At 46.2% G+C, this 15091-nt stretch carries 14 protein-coding genes; 10 read left to right on the forward strand and 4 right to left on the reverse strand.

The window, feature by feature from the left end; all coding sequences use genetic code 11:
* The first annotated feature begins 74 nt into the window (after window positions 1–74).
* The gene (locus ACL9RM_RS03475; RefSeq protein ID WP_061828984.1) at window positions 75–380 is read left to right on the forward strand and encodes a DUF1292 domain-containing protein; all 306 of its coding nucleotides are present in this window, start codon (window positions 75–77) and stop codon (window positions 378–380) included.
* Window positions 381–487: 107 nt separating this feature from the next.
* Here the strand turns inward: ACL9RM_RS03475 and ACL9RM_RS03480 are convergent, their stop codons facing one another.
* A complete protein-coding gene (locus ACL9RM_RS03480; protein ID WP_061828985.1) occupies window positions 488–1963 on the reverse strand; it encodes an aminotransferase class I/II-fold pyridoxal phosphate-dependent enzyme in 1476 nt (491 codons plus the stop codon).
* A gap of 187 nt (window positions 1964–2150) precedes the next feature.
* On the opposite strand from ACL9RM_RS03480, the gene ACL9RM_RS03485 reads away from it, so the two are divergent.
* The gene (locus tag ACL9RM_RS03485) at window positions 2151–3434 is read left to right on the forward strand and encodes an MFS transporter (RefSeq protein ID WP_250268781.1); all 1284 of its coding nucleotides are present in this window, start codon (window positions 2151–2153) and stop codon (window positions 3432–3434) included.
* A gap of 25 nt (window positions 3435–3459) precedes the next feature.
* Here ACL9RM_RS03485 and ACL9RM_RS03490 read toward each other — a convergent pair whose 3' ends face one another.
* Entirely contained in the window at window positions 3460–4092 is a 633-nt protein-coding gene (locus ACL9RM_RS03490) for a YktB family protein (RefSeq protein ID WP_250268780.1), read from the reverse strand.
* Between the two features lie 279 nt (window positions 4093–4371).
* Between ACL9RM_RS03490 and ACL9RM_RS03495 the strand changes: the two genes are divergently transcribed.
* Window positions 4372–4971 carry a hypothetical protein gene (locus ACL9RM_RS03495; RefSeq protein ID WP_165177417.1) on the forward strand — a complete coding sequence of 200 codons (600 nt, stop codon included), beginning with the start codon at window positions 4372–4374 and terminating at the stop codon, window positions 4969–4971.
* Window positions 4972–5144: 173 nt separating this feature from the next.
* Window positions 5145–6551 carry an NADP-dependent phosphogluconate dehydrogenase gene (gene gndA, locus ACL9RM_RS03500; protein WP_013310934.1) on the forward strand — a complete coding sequence of 469 codons (1407 nt, stop codon included), beginning with the start codon at window positions 5145–5147 and terminating at the stop codon, window positions 6549–6551.
* A 247-nt stretch (window positions 6552–6798) separates the two neighbouring features.
* On the opposite strand, the gene ACL9RM_RS03505 is transcribed toward gndA, so the two are convergent.
* The gene (locus tag ACL9RM_RS03505) at window positions 6799–7104 is read right to left on the reverse strand and encodes a rhodanese-like domain-containing protein (protein WP_010345522.1); all 306 of its coding nucleotides are present in this window, start codon (window positions 7102–7104) and stop codon (window positions 6799–6801) included.
* 269 nt (window positions 7105–7373) lie between these two features.
* Here ACL9RM_RS03505 and aroA point away from each other — a divergent pair, with 269 nt between their 5' ends.
* From aroA to ptsP, 4 genes are all read left to right on the forward strand, one after another.
* Entirely contained in the window at window positions 7374–8666 is a 1293-nt protein-coding gene (gene aroA / locus ACL9RM_RS03510) for a 3-phosphoshikimate 1-carboxyvinyltransferase (RefSeq protein ID WP_061828990.1), read from the forward strand.
* A gap of 33 nt (window positions 8667–8699) precedes the next feature.
* The gene (locus ACL9RM_RS03515) at window positions 8700–9134 is read left to right on the forward strand and encodes a CoA-binding protein (RefSeq protein WP_061828991.1); all 435 of its coding nucleotides are present in this window, start codon (window positions 8700–8702) and stop codon (window positions 9132–9134) included.
* A 304-nt stretch (window positions 9135–9438) separates the two neighbouring features.
* Window positions 9439–11322, forward strand: a complete 1884-nt coding sequence (locus ACL9RM_RS03520; protein WP_250268779.1) for a glucose PTS transporter subunit IIA — start codon at window positions 9439–9441, stop codon at window positions 11320–11322.
* A complete protein-coding gene (gene ptsP, locus ACL9RM_RS03525; RefSeq protein WP_250268778.1) occupies window positions 11319–13064 on the forward strand; it encodes a phosphoenolpyruvate--protein phosphotransferase in 1746 nt (581 codons plus the stop codon). Before ACL9RM_RS03520 ends, ptsP begins: the two co-directional genes overlap by 4 nt.
* A 249-nt stretch (window positions 13065–13313) precedes the next feature.
* Here ptsP and ACL9RM_RS03530 read toward each other — a convergent pair whose 3' ends face one another.
* Entirely contained in the window at window positions 13314–13850 is a 537-nt protein-coding gene (locus tag ACL9RM_RS03530; protein WP_023989335.1) for a type 1 glutamine amidotransferase domain-containing protein, read from the reverse strand.
* Window positions 13851–14189: 339 nt separating this feature from the next.
* On the opposite strand from ACL9RM_RS03530, the gene ACL9RM_RS03535 reads away from it, so the two are divergent.
* Both ACL9RM_RS03535 and ytxJ read left to right on the forward strand, forming a co-directional pair.
* Window positions 14190–14636, forward strand: coding sequence for a hypothetical protein (locus ACL9RM_RS03535; protein ID WP_250268777.1), 447 nt, complete (start codon window positions 14190–14192; stop codon window positions 14634–14636).
* A 101-nt stretch (window positions 14637–14737) separates the two neighbouring features.
* A complete protein-coding gene (gene ytxJ / locus ACL9RM_RS03540; protein WP_061828995.1) occupies window positions 14738–15079 on the forward strand; it encodes a bacillithiol system redox-active protein YtxJ in 342 nt (113 codons plus the stop codon).
* Window positions 15080–15091 lie beyond the last annotated feature (12 nt).

Raw genomic sequence — 15091 nt, forward strand, 5'->3', positions numbered from 1 at the left:
CCACAAATTGACCTGCACCCTTGATCATGTTACGATACGGGGGAAAATAAAACAATTTGAAGGTAGGTATTTCCATGAGTGATCACAAACATGAACACGGTGAAGCCTGCAACCACGATCATGACCACGAACATGAAGAAATGGTTCTTACGCTAACTGATGAAAATGGTAAAGATGTAGAAATGGTGCTGGTAGAGACCTTTGACGTAGAAGATCACATTTATGCTCTTCTGCTTGAGCGAGGCAATCCTGAAGCGGATGGCATTATTCTTCGTATGGAAGAAGAAAACGAAGAAATGGTGCTTTACAATATTGAGGACGAAGATGAGTGGAAACGTGTAGAAGCCGCATATAGCGAGCTTGTTGCCCAATACGAATAGAATTGGATGCAGCAGCTGTATAGCTCTTTAAGAAAAAAAGCCCCCGAATAGGGGCTTTTTTTCTTGACTATCAACATGTTTTTTAAGCATGTGTTGACAGTTCAATATTATGAAATAGCGTCAGTTTCGACGATAACCTTCACCTGATGTACTGTTCGGTCCTCAGGTCCTTTAACAGGCAGGCCTACTTCTACATGATCAACAATATAATCAATATTGTCCTGCGAAATAACTTCTCCTGGCAGTAAGATTGGAATACCAGGTGGATACACATAGATGAATTCTGCAATAATGCGACCTGCAGATTCCTTGAAAGGCACGATTTCCGTATCTCCATAAAAAGCGTCTCTTGGAATGAGGGAGAGCTGAGGGATATCCGGTATCTTTACAACTAGCTCATGCTCCTGACCTGTGGAATAGTGCAGAGAAGCCAGCTCACGCAGAGCTTTCAACAAAATTTCAATTTCCTCTTTGGTATCACCAGGGGTCACCAAACAGAGAATATTGTACATATCGCTAAGCTCAACCTCGATATTGTAGTGATCTCTCAGCCAATTCTCCACATCGTATCCGGTAAGGCCCAAATGGCGGATATGAACCGTAATTTTGGTTGGATCATAATCATAGGTAGCTTCCGTGCCAAGAATTTCGCTGCCAAAGCAATATAGCCCTTCAATCTTGTTGACCTCTGAACGACAATATTCAGCCAATTCCAGAGCGCGTTGTGCTATTTCATGACCGTTAAGGGCCAGATTACGTCGGGATGTGTCCAACGAAGCCAGCAGAATATACGAAGTCGACGTTGTTGTCAGCATACTGAAAATCGTTTGTACACGCTGTGGGTTAACGTATCCGTTTTTCGTATTTACATTCAGAATTGAGCTTTGAGTCAAGGAACCACCCAGCTTGTGAACGCTTGTAGCTGACATGTCTGCTCCCGCCTCCATGGCGGACATCGGTAGATCAGAGTGAAAATGAATCAGTACTCCATGAGCCTCATCGACCAGGACCGGCACATTATAGCTGTGAGCGAGATCTACAATTTCCTTCAAATCGGCGCACACACCGTAATATGTCGGGTTGATAACAAGGACGCCCTTGGCGTCAGGGTGGCGTTCCAATGCCCGGCGTACGGACTTGGTTGTAACCCCGTGGTGAATACCGAGATTCTCATCACTGACTGGAGAAATAAATACCGGCTTTGCACCAGCAAAGATAATGGCAGACATTATAGATTTGTGTATGTTTCGGGGTACAATAATTTTATCACCAGGTATGCAAATCGACATAATCATGGTGATGATGGCTCCGCTTGTCCCCTGTACACTGTAATACGTATAATCAGCTCCGAAGGCCTCTGCTGCAAGCTTTTGAGCTTCTTCGATGACGCCTGATGGCTGATGCAGATCGTCCAATGGAGCGATGTTGATCATATCTATGGAAAAGGCATTATCCCCCATAAATTCGCGAAATTCCGAATCAGCTCCCACTCCCTTTTTATGGCCTGGGATGTGAAATTGAACCGGGTTGCTCTGAGCATGCTTTTTCAAAGCAGTAAAAAGCGGGGTGTTGCTTTGATTCATTAGTGTTGTCACAACCTTTCGTGCAGGATTTCGACAATCCTGTGCAAGTGATAATAGAACAAAATTGAGTATAGCAGTTTGAAGTAGGAATGCAAGCGATTGAGGGCGCATTTATTTGCGAAAGAGTGGAGTAGGCTGAGAACCCGGTCTATACAGCCAAAAAACGAAGGTGGAGGAAGTGGATTAGATGAGGCAAATAGGAAGAAAAAAAGCTTCGCAGCGGTGGTGGACTCCTTTTTTTAGCAAATTGTGGGTTTTGGTATTTCTGGTCGAATTTATGAAAGGATCTCTTCTGGTATCCATCCTGCCGGTATATATGGGAGAAACGCTTGGTTTGTCGGCCGGGATTATTGGTTTGGCCTTTTCGCTTCAGTATTTTGGAGACAATGCGTTTCGGGCACCGGCGGGTTGGATGGCTGAACGGCTCGGCTACCGCGGAACGATGTCGACCGCACTGTTGTTTACGCTTGTAGCGATTATTATGCTGAGCGTATTGACAGAGCCCGTGTGGCTCGTCGTTGCGTGTCTGCTGCTCGGTCTGGGTACTTCTCCGCTCTGGCCTTGTGTTATGACCGGAACGACCGAAATGTCCGGGCCTAATAACAGCAATGGCGCGGTGATGGGCACACTGGAAATTGCGTCTATGGGTGGAACGGGATTGGGTCCGCTCATTATGAACTTTGCCATATCCCACTATGGGCATTCTTACGGCATGGTGTTCATGATTTTGATAGGATGCAGTATTGTATTGTTGTTGGTTGCTCTTATGCTGCCAGGACCGAAAAGGTCTCCTGATAAAGGTGACCTCGAACAGAGCGCTCTAGTGTCGTCTGATGGGTACACAAAGCAGAAACAGCAAATTCTGAAAGGAATCCAGGAGACGATCGCTGTGCTCAAAACAAAGCTTAACGTCAATCCGTTAATTTACCCGGCGCTATTTTTGCAGTCTTTTGTTATCGGTTTGATCAGCCCCGTACTGACGCTGTACGCTCGGACGGACCTCGGGATTTCACCAAACCTGTACAGCGTGCTTCTGATTGCAGGCGGTGGGGTGACTGTGCTAGCACTGATCCCTTGTGGCAAGTTGGTCGACAGACTTGGAACGGAGTATTTTCTACATGTTGGCTTTTTGCTAGCCGGAATTACGCTGTTTTTCTTCTCAATCGTTCGATCTATTCCGCTGGTGTTTGTATCCGTGGCGCTTATTGGTTTGGGATATGCGCTCATTTTGCCTGCATGGAACACCTTTCTTGCCCGATTGATTCCGGAAAGCGAGCGAGCAACGGTGTGGGGCTTTTTTTTAACACTTCAAGGCTCAGGCATGGTTATAGGCCCGCTCGTTTCAGGAGTGCTATGGGACCGTGTCGGACACACCGCTCCATTTATCATCAGTGGGGTCGTGATGCTGCTCATGTTTGGCTGCCACCTGGCTCTGGCGCGCAATCCACGCAGGAAGACTGTGGAGGCCTGAACAGCGCCTTGAAAAGCGGCGAGGGCTACTCTTTCGAGAAAGACATTCGGTACAGCGGCAGCAAATGCTCAAAGGTAGAACGCACTGCCTGTAATAATGCAGCCCCGTCGTTGGCAAGTGGATCTTCTCGGTCAATACGGATTCCACACATGACCTCCGCTTTTTTTACCTGTTGTAGCTTATGGATGATCGTTTGAAAATCTTCATTATCCATGTGTTGTTGTTCTGTGCCTTCTGGAGCCATATGATCCATGGACCAGTAAAAATGATCAGGCAGGTTAGAGCGCACATCGCTCAGATTGGCTTCGAGTGCCTGGGCAAATGTAGCTTTGTTAGGACTTTCATAAATAATTGCAAAAATAACGAATAGGTGGGAAGCGAACATACCTACCTCAAAATGCGGCAGCGCCTTGTACCCGCGCTTATTTGCCGCCCAGGCTACCCAAGTATCTTTGGGGGGATTGACTTTGCGTCGTGCATGCTTGGCGACGTGAACGTGCATGGGCTCTCCACATAAGTCCGTCAGAAATGGGGCTAATTCCTCGCCAATTGCCTCCAGCTTGGGCCGAACCTGCTGAATCAGCACTTCCATACGAGGCTCCAATCCCGGTATTTCAAAAACATCGAAGTCCTTTGCAGTAAATCCACTAAATGTCATTCCTTTTCCTCCTGTAACTGGGTTAAGCCATAACGTGTGGCGTAATATGTCCAATTATAGCATAATGCCGCCGGGCTTGGCCGACTTTAGACTAGGTTTGAAACAAGCATATAAGGCAAAAGTAGGATTGTTCGCTGTTACTCATAAAAATAGGTCAAATAACCAAGTACCCTTACATAAAATGAAGTATAAAATAGAGCAAGGGAAGATCAAGCGGGAAAGCCGCAGGCTTGCTGTAGCCGGACTTCTTGAATCGGACTTGAAAAAGGAGGGAATGCCGTGAACAAGGGCTGTGAGGTAGAATATTGCAATCTAGAGCTCCGGTTTAGCCGTCGGCATATCCATAATCTGATCAAGGATTTGATATCGGAAGGGTATTCGCTGTACTGGAGCGAGGATGAGTCGTACCTGGTTTTGTCGGTGAGAACCGGGCGTAAGCTGGTGAAGCTCCGTTTTCAACAGCTGCGCACAGGACACTACAAGTTGGCTGGAGATTATGTAATCCGCGATGCCAAGCTGGCTGAGTGGTTGGAGAAGCTGATTGGAAGCACCCGAGGTCATGCCATTGTCAAAAGAGTCAAGGATCATCATATTTTGGTAGAAAATATTTTGTTTGGTGAGGTCATTCGTCTGGTCGAGGTTACAGGCTTTAAGCAGCGTGTCATTTATCAGAAGGGACCGGTGCTGTCCGCACAGGAAATGGAGGATATGTACGCTTCCAATGAAGGAGAAACCCGACTGCTGCTGCTAAAAATGGAAGTGGACGATGAATTGGAGAAGCTGTTCATAGCGATGACAGACGGAGATAAGGCTAAAATCGGGAATTGCCATGAACGCCTGCAAACGCTATCCCACCAACTGCTGATGATGGAAGCGTAGTACATCTGAACACCTCATGTAAATGGGGTGTTTTGATCTGTGAATAGACAGGGGTTCACTTCTTACATCAAAAACGTTAAAATAGAAGTGCACGTGTTCCGATTCACATAAAGTGTAATGCGGTAAAGCGGCGATATAGAAGACAAAATATGTTGCAAAGGATGAGGAACCAGATGGCAAAACAGCAAATTGGTGTGATCGGCCTGGCGGTAATGGGTAAGAATTTAGCCCTTAACATTGAGAGCAGAGGCTTCACCGTCTCGGTTTTTAACCGCTCTCCAGAAAAAACGCACGATCTTATCAAAGAAGCAGAAGGTAAAAAACTGACGGGTACTTTCTCTATTGAAGAATTTGTGAACTCATTGGAATCCCCCCGTAAAATCCTGATCATGGTTCAAGCTGGTAAAGCAACAGATGCCACGATTGAACAGCTTGTGCCTCATCTGGACAAGGGCGACATTATTATAGACGGAGGCAATGCCTACTTCCCTGATACACAGCGTCGCAGCAAGGAGCTGGAGGAAAAAGGACTTCGCTTTATTGGTACAGGCGTATCCGGTGGTGAAGAAGGTGCCTTGAATGGTCCTGCTATCATGCCGGGTGGACAAGAAAGTGCCTATAAACTGGTAGAGCCGATTCTAACGGCAATCTCTGCTAAAGTGGAAGGCGACCCTTGCTGTACATATATCGGTCCTGACGGTGCTGGTCACTATGTAAAAATGGTGCATAACGGTATCGAGTACGGCGACATGCAATTGATCGGTGAAGCGTATCACTTGTTGAAATCAGTCCTGAATGTGAATGCGGAAGAGCTTCATGAAATCTTCACGGAATGGAATAAAGGGGAACTGGACAGCTACCTGATCGAAATTACAGCTGACATTTTCTCTCAGTACGATGCTGAAACAGGCAAGCCAATGGTAGACGTTATCTTGGATGCTGCTGGTCAAAAAGGTACAGGTAAATGGACGAGCCAAAGCGCGCTGGATCTGGGTGTGCCATTGTCCATGATTACCGAATCCGTATTCTCCCGCTTCTTGTCTGCTATGAAAGACGAGCGCATTGCGGCAAGTAAAGTGCTGAGCGGTCCTAATGCTGAGTCCTTCAGCGGCGACAAAAAAGAATTTATCGAAAGTGTACGTAAAGCACTGTTTGCAAGTAAAATCGTGTCCTATGCTCAAGGTTTCGCTCAAATGCGTGCAGCTTCTGATGAATATGATTGGGATTTGAAATACGGAAAAATCGCTATGATCTTCCGCGGCGGTTGCATTATCCGCTCGCAATTCCTGCAAAACATCAAGGATGCATATGACCGCGATCCTGCCTTGAAAAACCTGTTGCTGGATTCTTACTTCAAAAATGTAGTTGAAACGTATCAAGATGCATGGCGTCAAGTGATTTCCGTGGCTGTATCCCAAGGTATTCCAGTGCCTGGCTTCTCCAGCGCGCTTGCATACTATGACAGCTACCGCACTGAGCGTTTGCCAGCAAATCTGCTGCAAGCACAACGTGACTACTTCGGTGCCCATACGTTCAAACGTGTGGACAAAGAAGGCGTATTCCATCATCAATGGTTCTAATGAACGGACGGATATGCATGAATAGCATTATGTAATACAACGGAAGCTTTTTTGCCCTATGGGTAGAAGAAGCTTCCGTTTTTTAATTTATAATTATGGATACGATTATGATGGCAGTAGAGGATTGTGTAATCTTTTGGCGCTATGGTATGATAGGGACAAAATATTTTAATGCATTACCGCGTCTAAGCTTTGAGTCAAAACAAAAAAGACGAGAAGGTTCCCGTCTCTTTTGTTAAGTAGGTTTCTATTGCTCCTGTGACCATTGCAGCATGCCGCCAGTCATGTTAGTACAGCCTTCATAACCTAGCTGCTGTAGATATTCGCAGGCTCGTTCACTGCGGTAACCGCTCCGGCAAATAAAGATAATTTCACCGGTGCGTTCAATTTCTTCAAGACGACCCGGAAGCTGTCCGAGCGGAATGTGCTTGGCACCTTCAATCATGCCTTCCGCTACTTCTTCCGCTTCGCGGACGTCGATTAATTGCAATTGCTCTCCTGCTTGCAGACGTGCGCGCAACTCAGAAGGTTCAATCAGGGCGATTTGCGTCATGGCCGGACCTCTTTTCTGATATATAATGGGTGCTACATATGTTTTTGACGTGTGCAAAATGTCACACACACTCTATGTATGATAGCTAAGGTATCTCCGGGCTGTCAATCCGCTTAATCCTAAAGGCAGGTATAGATTAATTAACCAGCGGGATTCACTCGGGTGACCTAGATTAATATTTCTTATTTTTTGGGTGGAGAAATGAATGCTACAACTTGTATAATTAACGTAAAATAGGATGGTTTGAACTGAAAAGGAGCATGTACATTATGGATGTTATCGTTAGACCTACCCCTTCTTTGCAAGGAGAGATTGGGGCCCTGTCCTCCAAAAACTACACTACTCGTTATCTGCTCACTGCGGCACTTGCTGAGGGACAAAGTACCATTTATTATCCAGCCCATAGTGAAGACAGTGATGCTATGCGTCGTTGTATCGCCGATTTGGGTGCAGTATTGGAAGAGGATGATGAAAAAATAGTGATTACAGGCTTTGGTAGCCATCCTCAAGCTGTGAAGGAATTGAATGTGGGAAACGCAGGAGCGGTGCTCCGTTTTTTGATGGGTATTGCATCTCTTTGTCCGGATGTTACATTTGTTAATACATATCCCGACTCATTGGGCAAGAGACCACATGATGATTTAATCGATGCACTGGGGCAACTGGGCGTGAAAGTAGATCATCGTGAAGGTAAGTTGCCCATTCGTATTCAGGGTGGTCAGGCGAAGGGCGGTAAAATTCAGGTGTCTGGCTCGGTTAGCTCACAATATTTGAGCGCCCTGCTATTCCTTACGCCTTTACTGGAGGAAGACAGTGAAATCGAAGTGCTGCATGATTTGAAATCTAAGGTGGTCATTGGGCAGACTCTGGAGGTATTGCAAGAGGCTGGTATTATCATTCATGCAAGCGATGATTACATGTCTTTCCGTGTCCCGGGGCGGCAATCCTACCAGCCACGTACGTATACGGTACAGGGAGACTATCCAGGGAGTGCAGCGGTGCTGGCGGCGGCGGCTGTAACGAATTCCGATGTTACCATCCATCGTCTTAAAGAGCAGAGCAAACAGGGAGAACGCGCTATCGTAGATGTGCTACGTATGATGGAAGTGCCACTGACACATGAGAACGATACCGTCGTTGTGAAGGGCAATGGCCGATTGAAAGCTGTTGAGTTTGACGGTGATGCTGCAACAGACGCTGTGCTTGCAATGGTGGCTGCGGCTGTATTTGCTGAAGGCACGTCCCGTTTTTATAACGTGGAGAATTTACGGTATAAGGAATGTGACCGCATTACCGATTATTTGAATGAGCTGACCAAGGCTGGTGCTCGGGTAGAAGAACGTCAAGCAGAAATTATCGTACATGGCAGACCGGAGGGTGTCGAAGGTGGCGTGGAAATTAACGCGCATTTTGATCACCGTGTTATTATGGCCTTGACGATTGTTGGTTTGCGCGCACAGAAGCCGTTAGTGATTAAGGATGCACATCATGTCGCCAAATCGTATCCGCAGTACTTTGACCATTTAACGACGCTTGGTGCTTCTGTAGAATGGGTAAAATAAAAACAAACGAAGATGCGAATAGGAGGGAACAGAATGGCTTTTGAAAATCCGTCGAGAGAAGAGATTAAAAGCATTTTGGAACAAGTAGGCAATATTGCGGTTGTTGGTTTGTCTGATAAATCGGACCGTACCTCATACATGGTTTCTTATGCCATGCAGAAGCGGGGATACCGGATTATTCCAGTTAACCCTGCGGCGGCAGGGCAAACGATTCTTGGGGAGACTTGTTATGCCAGCCTTGCTGAAGTACCTGAGCCTGTGGAGCTGGTCAATGTATTCCGCCGCAGTGAATACTGTGCAGAGGTTGCGCGTGAAGCAGCTGCTATTGGAGCTAAGATTTTGTGGCTTCAACAGGGAATTATAAGCCAGGAAGCCGCTGACATTGCGCAGGAGCATGGAATGACGGTTATTATGGATCGTTGCATTAAGGTGGAGGACTCAGTGACCCAAGCTGTACGTAAAGGATAAACATGGATCAGTGATCTGTGCTATACGCAGATGAATAAAAACCTTCTTCCCTTGCTTCACAGGGTTGAAGGTTTTTGGTGCGAAACGAGGAATATGGTACAGTATATTATACTTTCAGGAATCCATATAATGTATGTATGTCTTGATGATGAAATTGCTCTAAACGGATTCATAGTGTTATCTGTTGTGATGATAAATTTTTTGACCTGTAGTAGCGTAAATAAATATTTTGGCAGATGGAATCATTGCTTTGACAAAAGTATTTATTCGGCTTACCATCAGGGATAGAAAGGAGAGGAATGCCATGAATTGGCTCGGATCCTTACAACAGCTCGGTCGTGCTGTCATGCTCCCGACGATGGTGCTACCAGCCGCTGCAATATTGCTAAGTCTCGGCAGCCTTCCTTGGTCCACATGGGGATTCCCTATGGTGTCTGATATGGCAAATGCGGCTGGACACGGGGTTTTTTATTTTTTGCCATATTTATTTGCGGTTGGTGTTGCCCTAGGTATGTCGAATCAGGCAGGTCAGGCGGGGCTGGCAGCATTGGCTGGTATGGCTATATACGATCAGGTCACATTGAGATTTGGAAACGGACTCATTCAACCGGCGACGCTCATTGGTATCATTTTGGGGGTCATTTCAGGGGTGGCCTATAATCGCTTCAAAAGCATCAAATTGCCCGAGGTGCTTCAATTTTTTGGAGGTACCCGATTTGTTCTGCTGCTTATTGGCCTCTTCTCGGCTGTGTTTGCAGGACTCATGCTAATTATTGCCCCACTCATACAGAGAGGGCTGCAATTTATAGTAGGTCTGGAATCAAGCTTGGGCGGCTTTGGACTGTTTATCTACGGTGTTCTATACCGGTTGCTGGCGGCCTTTGGTCTGCACCATCTGCTTAATAATATTTTTTGGTTTCAACTGGGTACATATAAAACGCCGTCTGGCAACGTTGTACAGGGCGATTTACCCCGGTTTTTTGCTGGCGATCCGACAGCGGGCTATTTCATGTCCGGGTTGTTCCCCATTATGATGTTTGCCATCCCTGCCATTGCGCTGGCGATCATTCAGGAAGCGCGTGAAGATTTGAAGCCAAAGGTGCAAAAAACATTTTTGACAGCTGCGCTTGTTTGCTTTTTTACTGGAGTGTCGGAACAGATTGAGTTTGCCTTTTTGTTTGCTGCTCCTTATTTGTTCCTCGTTCATGCAGTTATGTCTGGGCTGGCCATGTGGCTTACCTTTGAGCTGGATATTCATCACGGATTTTCCTATTCGGCGGGTTTTATAGATTATGTTCTAAATTTTCATCTCTCACATAACGCCTGGTTGTTAATTCCAGTGGGAGTGGCGTACGGGCTTGTATATTATGTACTGTTTCGATGGGCTATCCGGCGGTTCCGTATTCCAACTCCTGGGCGCGAGGAAGGTTCGGTTCTGGAGGATTGGGCCGGCAATATTCCTTATAGTGCTCCGCTTATTTTGGAAGCACTTGGCGGGAAGGAAAATATTGTGCAGGTAGAGGCCTGCATCACACGTTTGCGGCTGACCGTCCACAATGACAGGCTGATTGATACCGGAGCGATGAAGGCTTTGGGATCGGCCGGGCTTATCAATCTGGGTGGGGGGAATTTGCAGGTTGTATTCGGAACGTATTCAGAACTGATTCGTGAGGAAATCGCGAAGCTGATGGAACGTGATCTCCCTCAAATTTTGTTCAACGCTCCTGTACATGGAAAAATGCTACCGATTCATGAAGTGCCTGACAAAATTTTTGCGACGAAGCTGGTCGGGGACGGTGTTGCTTTTGTTCCTGAACGTGGTGAACTTGTGTCTCCAGTGTATGGTACTGTGATGCACTTGTATCCGACCATGCACGCTTTAGGCATCTCCACACGAGAGGGACTTGAGGTTCTGCTTCACATAGGGATTGATACTTCACAGCTAAAAGGGAATTTTACTGCTATGGTAGAAGCAGGCGATACGGTGGAACCGGGGCAATTGCTGATCAAATTTGATTTGCAGGCGCTGCGAGAGCAAGCTCCATCGCTGGTGACTCCTATGGTCATCACGAATCCAGATCGCGTCAAGTCGTGGAGCTTTGCTCCGTTTAAAACAGTGAAAAAAGGTCAGGCCTCGGTAATGTCCGTTGTGCTGCATGACAGGAATGTTGGAGGGGTAGAAACATGATAGAAGGCATCGGCGCCGCAGCAGGTGTGGCAATCGGGAAGGCATTTGTCCTGCCGAGCTGGGAGTGGGATTTACCTGATCAAAAAATGGATGCGGTAGATCTTGCAAAGGAATTTGAACGTTTGTATGAAGGGATACGCACATCCAAAAGTGAAATCCAGTTTATTAAGGATGAGTTTCGAGAGATGGTGGGGCCAGAAGAATCCAGCATCTTTGATGCTCATCTTGCGATATTGGAAGATCCGGAATTCATGAATGAAATTCGTGGAATTATTGAGCGTCAGTACAAGGCGGCCGAGGTGGCCGTGAAGGAAGCCATTGATCATTTTGTGACAATGTTTGATTTACTGGACGATGAATATATGAAGGAACGGGCAATCGATATCAAAGATGTGGGGAACCGGTTGCTCAAGCATTTGCTAGGTGCACCGGAGGTGACTCTTCCCAAGGACACACAGCCCTATATTCTGGTAGCCAAGGAGCTCTCACCCTCCCAATCGGCACACTTGAATCCTAGCTATGTTTTAGGGATTGTAACTATGAATGGTGGTAAAACTTCGCATTCTGCGATCATGGCCCGTGCACTTGGTATTCCACTTGTTTCAGGACTAGAGAGCAATCTGAATTTGCCCGTTCAAACGGGAGACATGATGGTTGTGGACGGAGACCTGGGCAAAGTTTATGTGAATCCAGAAAAAACAGTAACTGATCATTATAAAATTTTGCGCGACGAGCAGCGACGCAGAAAAGAGCAGCTTCAGGTACTTGCTTCTGTAGATGCCGTGACCAAGGATGGAACCACTCTGAGGCTGGCGGCCAATATTAGTTCGATTAAAGAGCTGGAGGCGGCTTTGAAGCATGGCGCTCAAGGTGTAGGACTGTTCCGCACGGAATTTTTATACATGGATCGCAAATCTGCTCCAGATGAAGAGGAACAGTATGAAGTATATCGGCTGATAGCGGAAAAGGCAGGAAACCACTCCGTAGTCATCCGTACATTGGATATCGGTGGAGATAAGCCGTTGGACTATCTTCAACTACCAGAGGAAGAAAATCCTTTTCTAGGTTACCGTGCTATACGGATCAGTCTGGATTGGAAGGAATTGTTTAAAACCCAGTTGACTGCGATTTTGCGAGCCAGTGCAATGGGAAATATCAAGGTAATGTATCCGATGATTTCATCCGTGGAGGAGGTCCGCCAGGCAGATGCTCTTTTGAAGGAGGCTATGGCGGATTTGGATGCAAGAGGGCTTGCCTATAATCAGAACATTCAGCGAGGAATTATGATTGAGGTACCGGCTGCGGCGATGATCGCTGATCTATTGGCAGCTGAAACAGATTTTTTTAGTATCGGAACGAATGATCTGGTTCAGTATGTGCTGGCTGTTGACCGTATGAATGAGCAGATTGCACATATGTACCATCCATACCATCCAGCTGTACTTCGAATGCTGCGCATGACTGCACAAGCGGCACATCAAGCAGGAATTGATGTGAGTGTATGTGGTGAGATGGCTGGAGATGAACGGTCCGTTCCTCTTTGGCTGGAACTGGGGATACATCAACTCAGCATGTCTCCCCAATCTTTATTGCGGGTCAAGCATCGTGTGCTGAATACGACTGCATCTGAGGCAACGACAGTCGCTCAGGTTTGCTTTGGCATGTCCACTGGTGCAGCGATCGAAGACAAGCTCACTGCAGCTAATGTCAGCTGCACTCCGGCCGGGCCTGGACGGCAGTAATATGTAATGTCCGTATACAGCTTCAGGAGGAGCCGAACTCCGTACTGTTAGGTTTGTCGTAGCAAACCTTAATGGCGTAGCATGGTTTAGACGAAAAAGAACCTTTAAAACCACTTTATTCATGGTTTTGAAGGTTCTTTTTTTCATCTTGTTGACAACCTCTTGTGATTATGGAAAATTCATAATTAGCAATTATCCTGATTCCATTAGATTGGGTTATTCAAGCCCTGAGTGGCAGGACTTATTCTCTTATTTCCGGGTGTTATCTGCTAACAAATCGCAGAACGCTTTTCCGTAAGGTGGAAGATCAGGCGGCCGACGAGCAGATACAATATGTCCATCCGTTACAACTGCCTCATCCTTCCAAATAGCTCCTGCATTCTCCATATCATCACGAATACCTGGTGTGGAGGTTACCGTAACACCATCCAAAATTTTAGCAGAGATCAGTACCCAGCCTGCATGGCAGATTTGTCCAATCGGCTTATGAGCAGCATGAAACTCCTGAACGAGTTGAATTACTTTGGGATAGCGGCGCAGTTTATCAGGTGCCCAACCGCCAGGGACGAGAATCCCGTCATAATCACTGCTATTCAGTTCCTCAAAGGCATATTCCGCTTCAGCAGGTACGCCATATTTTCCAATATATTTTTTACCCTTTTCCGCACCGGCTAAATGCACTTCTGCGCCTTCTTCACGAACACGGTAAATCGGATACCACAGCTCCAGATCCTCGAATTCCTCATCCACTAGGGCGATAACCTTTTTTCCAGCAAGTCTTGACATCCAACCATCCTTTCGTGCGTCACATGATGACACCTCTGTTTTGTAATCTGTACTTTTACATCTTAAGAAAAAGAACGCCCGAAGTCCATTCCTTCGCAGATTCTTATGTTAGTAGTCTGCTTTTTAACAGCAATTGTCGTCATTTTCTGACCCGCCAAAGCTTTGGTAATTTGTTCATAGCTGCAATCTGTGGAAGGATTTGAGGTCCCAAAGTCGAAATAAAACAAGGTATGATAGATTTAATGGAGTTAACAAATATTTATTAGACTAGTAGATAGATATATTTTGGATTCTGACGAGATCCTCGTATAGTTTGATCCTACGTAATGAGGTGGTTAAATGCATAAGCAATGCCAATGTGGCAAACCGATGGGACTGGAACTGCGAAAGGTAATCTATGCGGGCAAGGTTGAAATTTTGCACGTCCCTGTATTCTCATGCTCGTCATGCTTTTCCAGTGAGGTTTTGCAGCATGTGACGAAAGACATTAAGACACTATTACAAAGTCTAGGGAGCAAACCTACGGCACGGAGAATATCTTTTGCTCGCAACAATGAACTGGCAGAAATCATTCGCAAGCTTGTACTGGAGGAAGCGGACAATCCCAATGTGGATTGGCAATCTGCTTTGGAGGAGCGGATGGAGCTTCGAATTAATCTCTTATTGGATCTTTATCGCTATGCGAGAAGTCTGGGAGACGAAGATTGGATGAATGATGTAGAGAGAAAATTGGTTCAATTATCCGGTTTTACCAGTGAATCGGTATTTACGAATACAAAAAACTAAAAAATATGAAAATTTTCATGGTCACCATTGGATTTTACATGTTGTTTTTGTTACGATGAGAATAGGCCATACGACAAGACACAGAAAGGAATGTATATCCAATGGCGACGATGACAAAAATGACTACTGTTCAACAATTAAATACGGCTCTGGAAGCGTCATCAGACAAGCCGTTGCTTCTCTTTAAACATAGCACACGTTGTCCGATAAGTGCAGGCGCATATCAGGAAGTGGAGTCCTATTTGCATGGCGCTCCCAACGAAAATATTGAATACGGTATCATTTATGTAGTAGAAGATCGGCCGGTGTCCAATGAAACCGCGGACAGGCTTCAGGTGAAGCATGAATCCCCGCAGGCCATTTTAATCAAGGACGGAGAGGCTGTTTGGCATACATCCCATTCGAATATTACAGCCCGTGCACTCCACGATCATCTCACATAGATAGAATGTGTG

The organism is Paenibacillus sp. S29, from assembly GCF_049319765.1.
GTDB classification, from domain to species: Bacteria; Bacillota; Bacilli; order Paenibacillales; family Paenibacillaceae; genus Paenibacillus; species Paenibacillus polymyxa_B.

Bases quoted from the DNA above. Each gene is read 5' to 3' on its own strand.
- ACL9RM_RS03520 (WP_250268779.1), top strand. From the start codon at position 9,439: ATGAATTGGCTCGGATCCTTACAACAGCTCGGTCGTGCTGTCATGCTC.
- ACL9RM_RS03485 (WP_250268781.1), top strand. From the start codon at position 2,151: ATGAGGCAAATAGGAAGAAAAAAAGCTTCGCAGCGGTGGTGGACTCCT.
- aroA (WP_061828990.1), top strand. From the start codon at position 7,374: ATGGATGTTATCGTTAGACCTACCCCTTCTTTGCAAGGAGAGATTGGG.
- ACL9RM_RS03475 (WP_061828984.1), top strand. From the start codon at position 75: ATGAGTGATCACAAACATGAACACGGTGAAGCCTGCAACCACGATCAT.
- ytxJ (WP_061828995.1), top strand. From the start codon at position 14,738: ATGGCGACGATGACAAAAATGACTACTGTTCAACAATTAAATACGGCT.
- ACL9RM_RS03490 (WP_250268780.1), bottom strand. From the start codon at position 4,092: ATGACATTTAGTGGATTTACTGCAAAGGACTTCGATGTTTTTGAAATA.
- ptsP (WP_250268778.1), top strand. From the start codon at position 11,319: ATGATAGAAGGCATCGGCGCCGCAGCAGGTGTGGCAATCGGGAAGGCA.
- gndA (WP_013310934.1), top strand. From the start codon at position 5,145: ATGGCAAAACAGCAAATTGGTGTGATCGGCCTGGCGGTAATGGGTAAG.
- ACL9RM_RS03535 (WP_250268777.1), top strand. From the start codon at position 14,190: ATGCATAAGCAATGCCAATGTGGCAAACCGATGGGACTGGAACTGCGA.
- ACL9RM_RS03505 (WP_010345522.1), bottom strand. From the start codon at position 7,104: ATGACGCAAATCGCCCTGATTGAACCTTCTGAGTTGCGCGCACGTCTG.
- ACL9RM_RS03515 (WP_061828991.1), top strand. From the start codon at position 8,700: ATGGCTTTTGAAAATCCGTCGAGAGAAGAGATTAAAAGCATTTTGGAA.
- ACL9RM_RS03480 (WP_061828985.1), bottom strand. From the start codon at position 1,963: ATGAATCAAAGCAACACCCCGCTTTTTACTGCTTTGAAAAAGCATGCT.
- ACL9RM_RS03530 (WP_023989335.1), bottom strand. From the start codon at position 13,850: ATGTCAAGACTTGCTGGAAAAAAGGTTATCGCCCTAGTGGATGAGGAA.